The sequence below is a fragment of the Advenella incenata genome, assembly GCF_004217095.1.
GTDB lineage: Bacteria > Pseudomonadota > Gammaproteobacteria > Burkholderiales > Burkholderiaceae_B > Advenella > Advenella incenata.
This window is the reverse complement of the sequence record NZ_SHKO01000005.1, coordinates 127976-144133: the sequence shown is the minus strand read 5'-3', so window position 1 is coordinate 144133 and position 16158 is coordinate 127976. Positions and strand designations below refer to the sequence as shown.

General features: G+C 53.5%; 18 protein-coding genes. 11 read left to right on the top strand and 7 right to left on the bottom strand.

The window, feature by feature from the left end; genetic code table 11:
- The first annotated feature begins 1 nt into the window (after position 1).
- Positions 2 to 691: a response regulator gene (locus EV681_RS21180; protein ID WP_128396490.1), complete on the top strand. Its 690-nt coding sequence runs from the start codon at positions 2 to 4 to the stop codon at positions 689 to 691.
- Positions 692 to 824: 133 nt separating this feature from the next.
- Here EV681_RS21180 and EV681_RS21175 read toward each other — a convergent pair whose 3' ends face one another.
- A complete protein-coding gene (locus EV681_RS21175; protein ID WP_128396489.1) occupies positions 825 to 1706 on the bottom strand; it encodes a LysR family transcriptional regulator in 882 nt (293 codons plus the stop codon).
- Positions 1707 to 1859: 153 nt separating this feature from the next.
- Here EV681_RS21175 and EV681_RS21170 point away from each other — a divergent pair, with 153 nt between their 5' ends.
- Positions 1860 to 2858, top strand: coding sequence for a Bug family tripartite tricarboxylate transporter substrate binding protein (locus tag EV681_RS21170; protein ID WP_165393165.1), 999 nt, complete (start codon positions 1860 to 1862; stop codon positions 2856 to 2858).
- A 95-nt stretch (positions 2859 to 2953) separates the two neighbouring features.
- Entirely contained in the window at positions 2954 to 3229 is a 276-nt protein-coding gene (gene catC, locus EV681_RS21165) for a muconolactone Delta-isomerase (RefSeq protein WP_130305171.1), read from the top strand.
- Between the two features lie 111 nt (positions 3230 to 3340).
- On the opposite strand, the gene EV681_RS21160 is transcribed toward catC, so the two are convergent.
- Positions 3341 to 4459 (bottom strand): muconate/chloromuconate family cycloisomerase, encoded by a 1119-nt coding sequence (locus EV681_RS21160; protein WP_130305170.1) that lies wholly within the window; start codon positions 4457 to 4459, stop codon positions 3341 to 3343.
- Positions 4460 to 4828: 369 nt separating this feature from the next.
- Here EV681_RS21160 and EV681_RS21155 point away from each other — a divergent pair, with 369 nt between their 5' ends.
- The 8 genes from EV681_RS21155 to EV681_RS21120 all read left to right on the top strand — a co-directional run bounded on the left by EV681_RS21155 (position 4829) and on the right by EV681_RS21120 (position 12429).
- Positions 4829 to 5962 carry an ABC transporter substrate-binding protein gene (locus EV681_RS21155; protein ID WP_130305169.1) on the top strand — a complete coding sequence of 378 codons (1134 nt, stop codon included), beginning with the start codon at positions 4829 to 4831 and terminating at the stop codon, positions 5960 to 5962.
- A gap of 15 nt (positions 5963 to 5977) precedes the next feature.
- Positions 5978 to 6850, top strand: coding sequence for a branched-chain amino acid ABC transporter permease (locus EV681_RS21150; protein WP_130305168.1), 873 nt, complete (start codon positions 5978 to 5980; stop codon positions 6848 to 6850).
- A 13-nt stretch (positions 6851 to 6863) separates the two neighbouring features.
- Entirely contained in the window at positions 6864 to 7748 is an 885-nt protein-coding gene (locus EV681_RS21145) for a branched-chain amino acid ABC transporter permease (protein WP_128396484.1), read from the top strand.
- Positions 7745 to 8500, top strand: coding sequence for an ABC transporter ATP-binding protein (locus EV681_RS21140; protein WP_130305167.1), 756 nt, complete (start codon positions 7745 to 7747; stop codon positions 8498 to 8500). Before EV681_RS21145 ends, EV681_RS21140 begins: the two co-directional genes overlap by 4 nt.
- Complete coding sequence (locus tag EV681_RS21135; RefSeq protein ID WP_242612348.1) at positions 8497 to 9210, top strand: ABC transporter ATP-binding protein; 714 nt, start codon at positions 8497 to 8499, stop codon at positions 9208 to 9210. The genes EV681_RS21140 and EV681_RS21135 overlap by 4 nt, the downstream gene beginning before the upstream one ends.
- Position 9211: 1 nt before the next feature.
- The gene (locus tag EV681_RS21130; protein ID WP_130305166.1) at positions 9212 to 10798 is read left to right on the top strand and encodes an AMP-binding protein; all 1587 of its coding nucleotides are present in this window, start codon (positions 9212 to 9214) and stop codon (positions 10796 to 10798) included.
- 4 nt (positions 10799 to 10802) lie between these two features.
- Positions 10803 to 11276, top strand: coding sequence for a MaoC/PaaZ C-terminal domain-containing protein (locus EV681_RS21125; RefSeq protein WP_130305165.1), 474 nt, complete (start codon positions 10803 to 10805; stop codon positions 11274 to 11276).
- A 187-nt stretch (positions 11277 to 11463) separates the two neighbouring features.
- A complete protein-coding gene (locus EV681_RS21120; protein ID WP_128396480.1) occupies positions 11464 to 12429 on the top strand; it encodes a Bug family tripartite tricarboxylate transporter substrate binding protein in 966 nt (321 codons plus the stop codon).
- Positions 12430 to 12455: 26 nt separating this feature from the next.
- Here the strand turns inward: EV681_RS21120 and EV681_RS21115 are convergent, their stop codons facing one another.
- From EV681_RS21115 to EV681_RS21095, 5 genes are all read right to left on the bottom strand, one after another.
- Positions 12456 to 12722, bottom strand: a complete 267-nt coding sequence (locus tag EV681_RS21115; RefSeq protein WP_128396479.1) for a metal-binding protein — start codon at positions 12720 to 12722, stop codon at positions 12456 to 12458.
- Positions 12685 to 13470 (bottom strand): 2OG-Fe(II) oxygenase, encoded by a 786-nt coding sequence (locus EV681_RS21110; protein WP_130305164.1) that lies wholly within the window; start codon positions 13468 to 13470, stop codon positions 12685 to 12687. Before EV681_RS21110 ends, EV681_RS21115 begins: the two co-directional genes overlap by 38 nt.
- Before the next feature lie 21 nt (positions 13471 to 13491).
- Positions 13492 to 14229 (bottom strand): 2OG-Fe(II) oxygenase, encoded by a 738-nt coding sequence (locus tag EV681_RS21105; protein ID WP_128396578.1) that lies wholly within the window; start codon positions 14227 to 14229, stop codon positions 13492 to 13494.
- Positions 14230 to 14558: 329 nt separating this feature from the next.
- Entirely contained in the window at positions 14559 to 15347 is a 789-nt protein-coding gene (locus tag EV681_RS21100) for an IucA/IucC family C-terminal-domain containing protein (RefSeq protein ID WP_207227123.1), read from the bottom strand.
- Positions 15325 to 16134: an ABC transporter ATP-binding protein gene (locus EV681_RS21095; protein ID WP_128396477.1), complete on the bottom strand. Its 810-nt coding sequence runs from the start codon at positions 16132 to 16134 to the stop codon at positions 15325 to 15327. The genes EV681_RS21100 and EV681_RS21095 overlap by 23 nt, the downstream gene beginning before the upstream one ends.
- Between the last annotated feature and the right edge of the window lie 24 nt (positions 16135 to 16158).

Here is a 16158-nt window from a genome sequence, read left to right as displayed (position 1 = left end):
CATGCAACTGAAAAGAAAACTGCTGCTGCTCGAAGACGATGCGCATATCAGGAAAATGATTCGCCAGTGCCTGCCGGACCAGGAATGGGAAATCGCCGAGGTGGTCACCGTGGCCGAGGCGATTGCGGTGGCAGCGGCGTTCGAACCGGATCTGGTTATCATGGACCTGGGCCTGCCCGATGGTGATGGCAAGAAATTTCTGCGCAGCTTTCGAACCGGCTCCAACGCAACGGTCATGGTGCTGACCGCGCGCGGCCAGGAGCAGGAAAAAGTGTTTGCCCTGGATGCCGGCGCCGACGATTATCTGACCAAACCGTTTAGCGTAGTCGAATTGCAGGCACGTATACGTGCTCATCTGAGACGCAGCACGGCCGCGTTGCAGCAGACGCCCAGCCATTATCAGTTTGGCGATATTGATGTGGATCTGCAAGCTCGCCGGGTCAGCCGAGCCGGCCAGTTGCTGCACCTGACGCCCAAAGAGTTCGACCTGCTCAGCCTGTTGCTGGTCAATGCAGGCAAGGTGGTGACACAACGCCGAATGATGGTTGAAATATGGGGGCCGGCTTTTCTGGACCAGACACACTATCTGCGCATTTACATGGGCCATCTGCGTCACAAGCTGGAGCAGGATCCGGCCCGGCCCCGCTATATTCTGACCGAAACAGGCGTCGGATATCGGCTTGAACTATGAACGCGGCCTGAACGAACTATGGACGGACACAGCTATTGGCCGACAGCCGGTTCCAGGGCGGTCGCTACTGCACTTGCCGGCGTACCTGAAATTGCGATCGTGATTGCTTGCAGTTGAGTCGCAAGCGTCATGTTCATATGGCGGTGCGCTTGAACAGGTCTATCGTTTGCTCAAGGAATGCCGAGTGATCGTTTTTGCGCCAACTGAGCATGATGGGTGAGGTGAACTCCGGTTCGTCCAGGTTCACATACACCACATCATCGCGATGCAGTCGACGCACCGATTCGGGCACAATCGCAATGCCGATTGTCGCCGTCACCAGGCCAATGGCCGTTTGCAACTCATTGACTTCCTGAATGATCTGCGGTGAATATCCTTTCTGCCTGAACAGATCCAGCACGTGGTCTGCATAGCTTGGCCGCGGCTTGGCTGGGTACAGAATGAGCGGTTCTTCCATAATGTCGGTAAGCCGGACCGATACTCTACCGGCCAGGCGGTGCGTGATGGGAAGCGCCACAACCAGCGGTTCATCGGTCAACACCAGGCGCTCGATCTCCTCGTCTTTGATCAGGATGCGTCCGACACCGATATCGATCCGGCCCGATTTGAGCGCTTCAAATTGCTGCAGGGTGGTCATTTCCACCAGCCCGATCTCCACTAGGGTGTTCAGCTGACGCAATTGGCGGATCAGGGCCGGCATGTGTCCATATAGCGTAGACGGAACAAAGCCGACACCAAACCAGATGCGGTCGTTTTTGCCGATCCGGCGGGTGGCATTGATGGTTTCCTCTAGCCGTTGCGTCATTTTTTCGGTCTGATCCAGGAAATAGCGACCGGCATCGGTCAGCGCGATACCGCGACCCAGGCGCTCGAATACCGCCACACCCAGTTCTTCTTCAAGCATTTTAATTTGCCGACTCAGGGGCGGCTGGGCAATATGCAGAATCCGCGCTGCCTTTGTAAAGCTCAGTTCCCGGGCTACGCACTGAAAGTAGCGGATTTGTCTTAACTCCATATTCATACCTTAAAAGTATCGATTACGCCAAATATAGTCTTAGACACGGACAAAAACAATACGGATAATAAAGAAAACGATATAACGGCCAGCTGCGCCGGGCGCGTCAAAGCGGTCTTGCGGCAGTAGCACAGCCACTCAACGCGTATGGAGATGCAATTGAAACACAATACTCGTCGATCACTCGGCATCAAAGCGGCGTGCGCAGCGACCGCCATTGCAGGTCTGTTTGCCGCGGGAGCCGCGGCTGCTGCCTATCCGGAACGTCCCATTACCTGGATCGTGCCGTTCCCGCCAGGGGGCGCAATGGATGTGATTGCGCGCACGCTGGGTGAGTCGCTTGCCAAAGACCTGGGCCAGCCAATTGTCGTGGAAAACAAGCCGGGCGCCGGCGGCAATATTGGCGCGGCCCAGGTGGCCAATGCCAAGCCGGACGGATACACAATCATGATCGTTGCCAATGGCATGGCCGTCAACCCATCGCTTTACAAGAAACTGAGCTACGATCCGATTGCAGACTTCGAACCGATCTCGCTGCTGGCAGATGTGCCCAATATTCTGGTGACGCAGGCCACGCGCAAGGATGTCAACTCGGTTAAAGACGTGATCGAGCAGGCCAAAGCCAATCCGGGCAAATACACGTATGCGTCCGCCGGCGTGGGCACCTCTATTCACCTGGCCGGGGCGCTGTTTACCTATCTGGGAAAACTGGATATGCTGCATGTGCCCTATAAAGGCAGTGGCCCGGCAGTGTCGGACCTGCTGGGCGGGCAGGTGGACTATATGTTTGACAGCATCACTTCCTCCAAACCGCATATTGACGCAGGCAAGCTCAAGGCGTTGGCGATTACCACGACCAAACGCTCGGCCTCATTGCCCGATGTCCCGACCATTGCCGAAAGCGGCCTGCCCGGGTATGAGCTGCGACCCTGGTTTGCGACTTTTGCTCCTGCCGGCACACCTGCCGAGGTTATTCAGACGCTGCAAAAAGCCATGCTCAAGGCGATGGAAACGGATAAGGTGAAAACCACGTTCAAGACTATCGGCGCCGAAAAAATCGGCAGCACGCCAGAGGAACTCAAGGCATATCTGCAGTCCGAAACAGGAAAATGGAAGAAAATTCTGTCCGAGACGGGCATTTCGGCGCAGTGAGTGTGACGGTCCAGGCGAGCGTGGCAGCATGAACTGTTGCGCTTAATGGTTGTATTAAGCCGTTGCATTTATCCCAATAATATCAAGGATCAAATATGTTATTCATGGTAGAAATGGCAGTAAATATCCCTCATGACATGCCAGCAGAAGTGGCTGCGGACATCAAGGCCAGGGAAAAGCAATACTCGCAGGATTTGCAGCGCGCCGGCAAATGGCCGCATATCTGGCGCGTTGTGGGCCAGTATCGCAATGTCAGTATTTTCGATGTGCAGGACAATGAAGAATTGCACAATCTGCTGTCCGGCTTGCCGCTGTTTCCTTATATGGATATTCAGGTAACGGCATTGTGCCGGCACCCGTCGGCAATCTGACGCTGCTGTTATCTGGCACCTGGCACGACTGTCTCCTATCGTGCCGGGAACGCCAGCAGTATTTTTTCTACTTGAGCCGGCCGTGTTCTTTCTATTTGAACCGGCCGTCGTCTATTTGCGGGTATAGAACGCAATCTTGTCTTCATCCAGCACGATGCCCAGGCCAGGCCCGTCAGGGATCTGCAAGGTGTAGTCGCTGTAGTCCAGCGGCGTAGCCAGAATTTCATCTTTGAGCAACAACGGGCCGAACATTTCGGTGCCCCACTCAAGCCGGTTCAGCGTAGAAAATAGATGCGCGGCGGCAATGGTGGCAATGGATCCCTCCAGCATGGTACCGCCGTACAAGGCGATATCGGCTGCCTGCGCAATGCCGATCAGGTCACGCGCGTTTTGCAGGCCGCCTGCCTGTTCTATCTTGATCGCAAATACATTGGCGCAATGCGCACTTGCCAGTGCAAACCCGTCCTGCACGCCTTTGAGGGATTCATCGGCCATAATCGGCACAATGCCCAGCGCCGTCAGGCGTTGCATGCCGGCCAGGTTTTTTTCATGGATGGGTTGCTCCACCAGTTCGACCCCGGCATCCGCCAGCGCACGCAGATGCTGTGTTGCCTCGGTTTCCGACCATCCCTGGTTCACGTCGATGCGAATGCTGGCCGACTCGCTCAGCGCGCCCCGGATGGCACGAATGTGTTTCAGATCTTCTTTGGGTGCTCGCATGCCCACCTTGAGCTTGAAAATTCGGTGACGGCGTGTATCGAGCATCTGCTGCGCTTCGTCGATATCTTTCTGGGTGTCGCCACTGGCCAGGGTCCAGGCAACACTGATCCGGTCATGAACGGCACCACCGAAAAGCGCATTCAGTGGCACTCCCAGGCGTTTTGCATAGGCATCGTAGAGCGCGGTCTCGATTGCACATTTGGCAAAACGATTATCCTTGATGGCCTTGTCGATGCGCTGGCGCAGGGCGGCCAGCCCTGATGCCGGCTGCCCGATGAGCAATGGCGCAAAATAGCGATCGATGTTGGTCTTCATGCTTTCGGGGCTTTCGCCACCGTAATTGAGTCCGCCAATGGTGGTCGCCTCGCCGATGCCTTCGATGCCGTCGGAGGTTTTGATACGGACCAGCACCAGGCATTGATTATGCATGGTGGCCACGGACATTTTGTGCGGGCGAATGGTAGGGATATCAAGAATTTGCGTACTTACTTCTACTATGGTTGCATCCATATCCATTTCCTGTGATAGCGGATTTATATTCGTCTTCCGAGTATATAAGTGAGGCGGCGTCCGGTCTAATATGGAATTTGTTCATAGGTATACCAAAAAGGTATCGAAGCCAGGCACGCCGGGCGGAACCGACGCCTTTGCCGGGCTGACCACACAAAAGAATAAGACCGGGTTTGGGTCTGGCGTCCATCAATGTTGAAACCAGAAAACGGGGCGCTAGGGTAAACGCTCGTTAACCGAGATCAAAGGGTATCTTCCAAAAAGACTAATTGTCCCTTGAATCTATACCGTGCGAATATCAGCAATAGACTCCCGGTGCAGCCGTCAGGATGCAACTGAGAAGAGTATAAAAACGATCAGGAGACAACAATGGCATGGATCTTAAAATTGGTTCCGCGGCTGGTGCTCGGTGCGGCCGGTATTTCGTTTGCAACGGCGGTTCTGGCGGCAGATATCACAATTGGGGCAGCGTTTCCCCTAAGCGGCCCTAACGCCAGCTATGGCGACATTTTCGGGTCCGGAGCCAACCTGGCCCGGGATCATATCAACGAGGATAATCTGCTGGGTGACAAGCTGCGGATTCAGTACGAAGATACGCAGGCATTGCCCCAGCAGGGCGTGATCAGCATGAACAAGCTGGTCAATGTGGCACGGGTACCCTATGTACTGTCGGCATTTACCGGTGTTTCCAAAGCGATTTCCACAACAGCGGCACGAACCAAAACGGTTGCCGTCAATGGGGGCGGCGTCGGGCCGGATCTGGCCAGTCTTGGCGCCTATTTCTGGAATGTGATCCCGTTGGCCACAGACGAAGTCAAGGCCATTCTGCCTTATCTGATCAAAGAGAAAAATCTGAAAAAATTTGTTCTGGTCTATGTCGATGATCCATTGGGAGAAGGCATCAGAAAAGAACTGGAAACCAGTCTTGCACAGGCTGGTGGCGAACTGGCAGAATCGCTGTCTGTCCCGGCAACAATGCAGCAGTTTGCAGGTATTGCTGCCCGGGTACGCGCCGCCAATCCTGATGTTATCTATATAGCTTCTTACGGATCCCAGCAGTCTCAGATGATCAAGCAATTTAGAGACAATGGCGTCAAGCAGCAGATTGCCAGCTACAGCGCCTTTTCCATTCCCGAGACCAATGCGTTGCCGCAAGCCAAGGGGGCGGTATATACCACGCAGAATATCGACTGGAAGTCTGCAGATCCAGTAACGAAACGTTTTGTAGATGATTATCAGTCCAAGTACAAAAAACTGCCATCTGCGTATATAGCCAACTATTACAACGCTGTCCGACTGTTTGGTCTGCTGGCCAGTGAACTGAAGAAAAAAGGCGAACCCATTACCGGCGAAAATCTTTTGCGTCAGCGTAACGAAACCAAGACCTTCGATCTTGTGGGTGGCAAGGTTACCTTTGCCGAGAACGGCACAGTGCTCAGCCCCATGCAGGTCAATGAAATAGACGGGGCTGGCGGAAAAGTTGTATCGGTATTCGGAAAATAGACGGGAAGTATGCCCATGCTGGTCGTTCAACTTTTGATCAATGGAATACAAAGCGGAGCTTTATACGCGCTTATCGCGGTAGGGTTTTCGCTGATTTTCGGGTGCACCAGAATATTCCATTTTGCCCATGGTGCAACCTTTACGATTGCTGCCTACATCTTCTATTACCTATATTCAATGGCCCAATTTCACTGGGCATTGGCGGTGTTGGCATCAACAATCGGGGCGATCATCTTTGGGGTTGTGCTCGATAAGTGGATCTATGCGCCCATACAGAGACACGAAGGTTCATTTTTTACTGTATTTGTAGCCTCCCTTGGCATTGGTATTATCGTCCAGAATCTGATCGGCATGATCTTTGGCAGGGGGTTTGTGTCCGTTGCAACACCGCTTTCCGAAAGTATTGAGCTCATGCCAGGATTGTTCATCGCGCCGCTTTCGGGGCTTGCCGTCATTTGCATGCTGGTATTTTTCTTTGCCCTGCAGGTATTTCTTAACAGAACGCATATTGGTATTGCCATGCGGGCGCTGTCAGAGAATCCGGCTCTGGTCCGCATCTACGGACTTAATCCCCGGCATCTTTCTACCATGGTGTTTGCTATCGGCTCTGTCCTGGTTGTCCCTGCGGCCATCCTGACTGGAGCAAGTTCGGGCCTGAACCCGGCCATCGCGCATCATGTCATGCTTATCAGTCTGGCGGCAACCATTGTGGGCGGCGTCGGGAGTATGAAGGGCGCCGCGCTTGCCGGAATGCTGCTGGGCATAACAGAAAATTTTGCCCTCATCTATCTTGGGCCCCAGTGGAGTGAAGCAGTAACGTTTGTGATGTTGTTCCTGTTCATCCTGTTGCGGCCATCGGGCTTTTTCGGCCGTGAGATAGCCACCTAGCTGCGATTCAATTATGCTTGCCTACATTCTGAACCTTGCCACGCTCATTTGCATTAATGCCGTGCTCGCGCTCACCCTGAACTTCATCATGGGCTATGCGGGAATTTTCTCCATGGCACATGCGATTTTCTTCGGATTGGGCGCTTATACTGCGGCATACGTTGCCATGCACCTGAGCGTGTCCATTTTCCTCACTATTCCAATCGCAATGTGCGTCTGCGCACTGGTGTCGCTCGTCCTGGCCTTGCCTGCTTTGCGCGTACGTGGTGAATATTTTGTAGCTGCCTCGCTTGGCCTGCAGGTCATCGGCGTCACTGTGTTCTCGGAATGGAAGTCTTTTACAGGCGGAATTGGCGGTGTAATTGGCATTCCGCCCGCCAGCGTTTTTGGTTTTGATGTGATTGACCCGGCACAATTTCTACTACTGGCGTTTGTTTCGCTAATTGTTGTTGCCACCATTATCACTATTCTGTCGCGTTCCAGCTTTGGTCGCAATCTTCAGGCAATTCGCGATAGCGAATCTGCTGCCTATGCGATGGGCAAGAATGTTGCCGTCATAAAAACACTATCAGTGGTGATCTCTTCTGCATTATCTGCCATTGCCGGGGCGCTTTACGCGTTTTACAACGGTTTCATCAATGTCGAGAGTTTTACTCTTGATACGTCGGTGCTGCTGATGGCAATGGTGATTATCGGCGGGACCGGAACCCTGATGGGACCTTTGGCGGGGGCCGTTATCCTGATGGCGCTTCCCAGCGTATTCAGCTATATGTGGTTCCTGCCACAGACAGAAATCGGCGCGATTCAGCAAATTGCATATGGCATAGCCATGGTGCTGTTGATGATTTTTCGCCCAGGCGGCCTTATCGGATCGTCGGGCAAACAGGCTAAATCATGACTGAAAATCCAGTGCTCTTGCGTATTTCAAACCTTCAGAAAAATTTCGGTGGTTTGAAAGTCACGCAGAATGTGTCGCTTGATCTGCGGGCAGGTATTGTGACTACCCTGGTGGGGCCCAACGGCGCCGGCAAAACGACGTTATTCAATCTGATCACGGGACATCTTGCCCCGACTGGCGGCGATATTCTTTGGCAGGGAGAGTCCCTTGTGGGGCTTCCGCACTGGAAAATAGCCCGCAAAGGTATTGCAAGAACGTTTCAGGACCTGCGTCTGTTTGACCGGATGACGGTTGAGGAAAACGTGTTATCGGTAATGGAACCCATCGCCTGGTTATGGCAACCAGGAGGACGATCGGGGCTTGTGCAACGAAAACAGAAAGTAAAGGATATTCTGGAAAAAACACGTCTTTCCCACAAATCTGGTGTTCGGGCGCTGGATCTGTCCTACGCTGAAAGAAAATTTTTGAGTATGGCCAGAATCATGGCGGCAAATGCAAAAATATGGCTGCTCGATGAACCCGCTTCGGGACTGGATCGGGGCTCATACTCTCATTTCCTTGATCTGCTGCGCAGTGAAGTCAAAGGCGGCGTCACCGTTTGCATTATCGAGCACAATCTGGATATTGTTTACGGTATTTCTGATCGCATTGCTTTTCTGGATCAGGGCAAACTGATGGCAGATGGAGAACCTGAGGCCGTTCTGAAAGACCCCCATCTGACAGCAATTTACTTCGGAGACAGAGCAGAGTGACCGAGACGATGATAAAGACGATTGACTTGACCGTAGGGTACGGCGGTCGACCGGTTCTTGAACATTTTAACTTTGAACTGCGCAAGAACGAGGTTCTTTGCCTGATTGGGCATAATGGCGCCGGAAAATCCACATTGATCAAATCGCTGTATGGACTGATACCACGACAACATGGAGAGATTTTCATCGGTGAAGAAAAATCCGATCGTATCGAACCCAGGTTGTTGACGGACAAAGGTATTTCTCTGGTACCGGAAGGTCGTGGGATCTTTCCTGGTCTCACGGTCCAGGAGATCATGAAAATGGGCATGTGGGCTGCCGGTATCGCCAAGGGTCAACGCGCCGACCGTCTTGAATGGGTCATGTCGATTTTGCCAGCGCTAAAAAACTTTTATCATCAAAGGGCAGGCACCTTGTCTGGCGGGCAACAGCAGATCGTATCCATTGGCAGGGCGATGCTTTCCCGACCCCATTGCCTGCTGATGGATGAGCCCTCAATCGGGCTTGCTCCCAAGCTGTTTCAGGATTTATTGCAACCGATCCGTGAACTGCAGCTTTCAACCGGCATGTCCATTTTGCTCGTTGAGCAAAATGTCAGGGAAGCGCTGAAAATATCCGATCGGGTACTGGTAATGAAGGCTGGCGCCATCATCCAGGAGTCATTGCCGCAAGATCTATCTGATAACGCAAAACTGATGGAGCTCTATTGAGATGCAAGCGCGTACGATTGTTGATCTGTTGGAGCATCACCGGCGCGAGTATCCGGATCGGATCGCCTTTATCGACGGTAACCAAAGATATACCTATGCGCAATTTGCCGATCTGTGCGATCGCGCCACCTATTGGTTGCAAAAGCAGGGTATCGGACAGAGTGATCGGGTAGCTGTGTGGCTGGTCAATCGCATGGAATGGCTGGTGCTGCTGTTCGGATTGAGCGCGCTGGGTGCGACGCTGGTAACGGTCAATACACGGTACCGCTCGCATGAGGTGTCTCACATCTTGGAAAAATCCGAAGCCAGCATGCTGATTCTGGAGCCGGACTTCAGAAAGATCGACTTTATGTCTATCCTCATGCAAGTGAATGAAGAGAGCCTGAAACACTTGAAGTCGATTGTATTTGTGAATCCTGCAGACCAGGTGACCGATTGTTTGTTAAACAAGCCGGTGTCTGCCTTGACGCTGGAGGCGTTACCTGATCATTTTTCAGTCCCGCGCAATGATGCAGCGCACGCATTGTGCATTCTGTTTACGACATCGGGGACCACCAGTGCGCCCAAGCTTGTCATGCATACCCAACGCACCATATCGGCCCATAGCCAACATGTGGCTCGGGCCTACCGGTTAGAGCAAGCGGACGTGATATTGCTGGCCGCGCTGCCGTTTTGTGGTGTATTTGGTTTTAATGCCGTGTTCGGCTGCTTCGCAGCGGGACAGCCCGTTGTGCTGATGGACACGTTTGATGCGGCACAGGCGAACATATTGATTAATGAGCATCAGGTTACTCATTTATTCGGCAGCGATGAAATGTTCAGCCGGATGCTGGAACACACCCATAGCGCCATACCGTTTCCGTCGGCGCGTGTGTTCGGCTTTGCTGCGTTTCATGCGGGGTTCGATCGCTTCGGTAAAAAGGCGTGGGATAGAAAAATACCGATGTATGGCCTTTATGGATCCAGCGAGGTTCAGGCGTTGTTTTCACTGCAGTCGCCCGACATGCCGTTGAATGAAAGACTTCAGCCCGGTGGCATTCCGGCTAATCCGCAGGCGCGTCTGCGGATCCGTGATCCACAGACCGGTCAATTGCTGGGTACAGGTAAAAGCGGGGTCATTGAAATTTATGCCGATACCAATTTTGTGGGTTATCTGAACAATCAGGCTGCAACGGATCAGGTAATTGATGCCGAAGGCTATTTCTGCACCGGGGATCTGGGCTACTTACGGGAAGACGGAAGTCTTGTCTATCAAACCCGTCAGGGGGATGCAATTCGTCTGGCCGGTTTTCTGGTCAATCCGGCCGAAATCGAAGATGTGCTCAAGTTACAGTCTGGTGTCGATGATGCCCAGGTTGTGGGCGTGGAAGTGGACGGGCAGAATCGATGTGTTGCTTTTGTTATTACCAGAAAAGGGTGCGCATTCGACGAAAATGCGTTGCGCTCCAGCCTAGGGCAGTCGATCGCTGCCTTCAAGTTGCCGGTTCGCATTTGGGAAATAGACGCTTTTCCTACAACCATGAGTTCAAACGGTGTCAAGATTCAGCGCCGCAAATTAAGAGAAATGGCACAGGACACATTAGGATAAATCGATGAGCGGATATTACTTTGAAGATTTCAACGAAGGCCAGACCTTTGTGAGCGGTGGCAGAACGATTACCGAGACGGATCTGACCATGTTTTCCATGATCTCCGGCGACTGGAATCCAATTCATGCAGATATGGAGTTTGCCAAATCGACCCGATTCGGCCAGCGCGTTGTACATGGCGTGTTGGGGATGGCCGTCAGCACCGGCATGATGCATGAAATGGGGATATTTCATGATTCGGTGATTGCCATGCTTGGCTATCGCGATTGGAATTTTATTGGACCGTTGCTGGTAAATGACACCATTCATCTGAAACTAACCATTCTGTCTACCGAACTGGGTAAGAGCGGCAACAGCGGGAAAATCGCCCGTCGTTTCCAATTGATCAATCAACGCGACGAAGTAGTACAGGACGGCCAAAGCGATGTGCTGGTCCTGACCCGACAGGGCGGTCAAAGCGCGCAGAAGAAAAAGTAAGCAACTCGCGTGCTCGGGTGATACGTATGATTGTAGTGAACTGTCGATACAGAACCGCCTTTCGGCATCTACGGGTAAATCGGTATTAAACAAGGGTGAAGCATGCCTTCATGAATCACAGATGGCGAATCTCCCCTTTCGCGGCTACTCTGATCGTAAAAATCGAACCAACAATCGGGAGACACGAATGAACTTTTTACAATCTATTCCAGGCGGAGTACTGGTTACCTTGCTACTGGCAGGTACCGCCAGCGCTGCCTGGCCGGAAAAGCCCATCACGATTATTGTGCCCGCGGCTCCCGGCGGAACAACAGATATTTCGGCCAGGCTGGTGGGCGAAAAAATGAGCAAAACACTGGGCCAGACGGTGGTGGTCGAAAACAAGGCCGGCGCGGCGGGAATTATCGGTTCGCAGGCCCTGGCGCGCAGCAAGCCTGATGGCTACACGCTGGGCATGGGCAATGTGGGCCCTAATGCAATCAACTATAGCCTGTACAAAACGTTGCCTTATGAAAAGGCAGATTTCAAGGCCATTACGCTTGTCATTTCGGTGCCGAACGTGCTGGTTGTCAACAGCGAGACTCCGGTCAAATCAGTATCTGAACTGGTTGCTTATCTTGCAGCCGATGAAGCGCGAAGAACATTCGGCTCTTCGGGCAAGGGGCAGTCTCCGCATCTTTCTGCAGAAATGTTCCTGCAACGGATAAAACAGACGGCACAGCACATTCCCTATAAAGGTGCAGGGCCGGCGGTATCAGGTCTGCTGGGCAATCAATATACGTTTATGATTGATAACCTGCCCAGCTCCATGCCGTCTATCAAATCAGGTAAATTCCGGGCTCTGGCCGTGACGGGCGAGAAGCGCTCGGAACAGTTGCCGGACGTCCCCACCATGAAGGAAGCGGGCATCGATAATATGGTCGTCAATGCCTGGTTTGGATTAATTGCACCAGCCGGCACGCCGGATGATATCGTCAGTAAAATCCAACAGGCCGCCAAACATGCGCTGCGCAGCGACGATATCGTTTCACGATTCAAATCGCTCGGTGGTACCCCTGGCGGGAACACGCCGGCGGAGTTTGCTACTTTTATCAATGATCAGCAGCAGTTGTGGGCCGATACGGTTCGTGCTGCGAATCTGCAAATGCAATAGGATACGCGACTATTTCAGTTGGCTTATTACTCCTGCGCTGCCTTCCACCTGGCGTACTGTACCGGAAGGCAAACCGCGCAGGGCCGGTACCCGGCAGCGATGGCTGTTGCTTCATCGGCAAAAAACACCCGATACTTCACATAACCACCACGCGCGATGGCCTGCAGGGCGGTGCGGCAATCCAGGCAACCATAGATTTTGCTGCGCCTGTGCCCGCCCAGTTTACCAGGACGCGTGCTGTGCCAAGGTTTGCCGTCAGTTCCGGTCAGTGTCCAGTAGCGAACCCTGTTCATATGTATCCCTTTGATCGTCTCCAGTCGCATGGTGGAAAAAGAGTTCCAGCCCGCAGCGCTGGCCGCTGTGTACGCGGCTAATGGCATGTTTCATATTGACCCGGTAAAAGCCGTGGCTTCCCTTGAAGGGGCGCTGGCCTGTGCTTATGATGGCGACATCAACTTGTCGCATCGACAGGACAATGGGGCGCGACTGCATGCGCGGGCGCTGTTCTGTCATGACCAGTTCGCCGCCGCGAAAATTCTGCCCCGGCTCGCTCAGCAGCAGCACTGCCTGTAACGGAAACACCAGCTGGCCGTCATTGCGTTGATGCAGGGCGATATACTCCGACTCCTGTAATCTATGCAGATGCGACAGTTCTCGGTTCTGCCCGGCATCGCGATTAGCCTGTAGAAAACGATCCAGTGTGTCGGGATAGCGGTAGCCAAGCTGCAGTATGCTGTTCCAGCGATTGGCGATAGGCGCCAGATGGTGATAGAGCTGCTTGCGTAAAACAGCAAGCACCTCGGGCAGTTTATTTTCAAAAAAGAACAATTGGCCGTGGCCTGGTTCACGCCGGGCCAACGACATGCTGCGCAGGGGCAGTTCGCTTACCTGGCTGCTCAGTTGGTCGCTTAACTGGCTGGTAAGCGCATCAATCTGCGCAGCAGACAACAAGCCGGGGAGCAGGGCGCAGCCTTCGCTGTCCAGGTCAGTGGCGATGCTTGTCCAGTTCAGGCGATCTATTTGGTTTTTGAGCGTGGTCATAGTACGTCCCTGGACACGCGCTTAACGGGCATCATGAAAAATGACCCCCAGGGTGTGACGCCTGCCGCTATGCACAAGGCTTACGCCGTGGCGCATGGCGACTTTGCGTGTGCCGCCGCGTTTGCCAGGTGCGGGTCGGTGGTTGACGGTGAAGATAAGCGCATCGCCTTGCTGCAGCGGAATGACTTCGGCGCGCTGGCTGGCTGCGGCGGTTTCCGTCATGACGAACTGGCCGCCTGTAAAATCGCGATCTGGTGCGGACAGCAGAATCGCCACCTGCAAAGGGAACACATGCTCGCCATACAGGTCCTGATGCAGGCAGTTATAGTCGCCCGGGCCATACTGCAGGATCAGTGGGGTGGGGCGCATCTGGCCGGCAGCATGGCATTGGTCCAGGAACGTATCCAGGGCTGGCGGAAAGTGTACATTCATATTCAGTTGGCGACTCCAGCGATTGGCGATCGGCGCCAGATGCGGATAAAGCAGATGACGTAGCTGATCCAGCAATGCCGGTAGAGGATAGGCGAAGTACTTATATTCTCCGCGGCCAAATCCATGACGGGCCATGACGATGCGGCTGCGATAGTCTTGCTCGCGGTCATAGCCTGCAGCCAGCGCTTCACATTGCGCTGGACTCAACAGGCCGGGCACGATTGCATTGCCGTAGTCATTGAGCGAGCACTCAAGTGCCTGCCAGTCTGCGTTATTGATTGTGGCGGCATAGGTGGCCTCAGGTGCAGCCGATTTGCCGTTATTCATTTTGTACTGATCGCTTTCATATTGATCCGGTTTGCCCTTATCCATTTGCTGCCCCAAAGCGCGGATGCAGCGGATTCTCCCTTTGCGTGCAGGCCTGGGCGCTGCCACAGGAGGTCCGGGCCCACGATAGGGGTGCTGGCGCCAGCGCGCGTAAATCGTTTGCATGGGGGCCGAGCAAAGCCCAGAGGTTCAATGACATATGAGTTATCTTATTGGCAGTGATGACAATAAATACAGTGTAGGCAGCACTTTGCGATCTGACAATCCGCTACTTGCGATTGAAATAGGGATAAGGTGATTATCTGCTATGACGAGCCTGGCGGCGCAATTCAGATTTTCGCTTTTCTGTTGTACGTCAATGGGCATACCGAGCAGTACTCTGGGGGCGTGGTTGCCCGAAGATAAAAGCAGCAGGTTTTGCGGATCCTGATCAGCTTGCCGTCACACTGCGTGTGCGCAAAATGATATTGGGCTAGCGGGTTGTCCTTAACGCCAAAAATAGAGGCGGGCGCATGCAGTAAATAGTCAAAATCTTCCTGGATACGCGCCTGTTTGTCTTGTCCGGCGGTGGCGATCATATGGCGTTCGTATTGTGAATAAATACGCACGGCCAGGTTTTCCCATAGAATTTTGGGTGAGACGCCAGAGGCAGCGCTCAGTGCTGCCCACAGCGGCGCCAGGTTATCAGCAAACAGCTGTTGCACAATGCGCTCGCGCCATTGTGGGCGTTTACCCGCTTGCGGGGGGGTGACGGTCAGATCAATCAATGGCATGCGCGATTGCCACTTGCCGTCGTGCTGGTATTCCAGAACCGTGTTGTCCAGGGACAGGTCCAGCCCCTTGTCGAACACGGTCATGGCATAGAGGGCTGCGGCAGAGCTCAGGAACGCGATTCTTTTGCCAAGCAAAGACGCGGTTACCTTGAGTGTGGGCGACCCAATGATCGGACCGATTTCACGCAACAACTTGGCGCAGCGCACAGGGTCCAGCAGATCTGCAGATGGCACGGAATACACGGGGTGGCGTTCGCTGGCATCAATCAACATGAACCTTGTGGTCAATACCTGCCACTGGTCCGCATCAAAGCCGGCAGCCTTAGGAAGCGTCAATGCCTGCACTCTGGATTCCTTTGCCAATGGGGATGCACATAGGGGTGCCGTAAAGCGGATCTTTTACAATTTTGCTTTGCAGATGAAATACATCCTGGACCATGGTTGCATTGAGCACCTTTGCCGGATCGCCTTGCGCGTAGACCTGCCTGTTGGCAATGGCAATCATATTGTGTGCATACCGGCAGGCCAGATTCAGATCATGCAGGACCATGACAATGGTTTTTTGTCTGGTCGCATTCAGCTCGAACAACAGGTCCAGCACTTCAATCTGGTGCGCCAGGTCCAGATAAGTGGTGGGTTCGTCCAGCAGCAACGTGTCGGTATTTTGGGCCAGCGTCATTGCAATCCAGGCACGCTGGCGCTGCCCGCCGGACAGTGCATCGACCGGCCTGTCCTGAAATTGGGTCAGTTCAGTTTGCGCCAGCGCCTGTGTCACGATCGTTTCATCTTCCTTTGACCACTGCTGCAGCCACGTCTGGTGCGGATATCTTCCCAGGCGCACCAATTGATAAACGGACAGACCCTCAGGCGCTGTGGGGCTTTGCGGCAAAATGGCCAGTTCGCGTGCCACAGCAGCCGTGGACCGGCGGTGGATATCCTTGCCGTTGAGCAGGACCGTGCCCTGTGACGGCCGGATCAGCCGTGCAAACGATTTGAGCAGGGTGCTTTTGCCACAGCCATTGCTGCCTACCAACACCGTAATCTGTGCCTTGGGAATGCTCAGATTCAGCCCGTCAATAACGATCTGGGTATCGTACTTCAGCGTAAGGTCTTGGCTTTCTATAGGATCCATTCGGATTGATCTTTCATAAAAAAT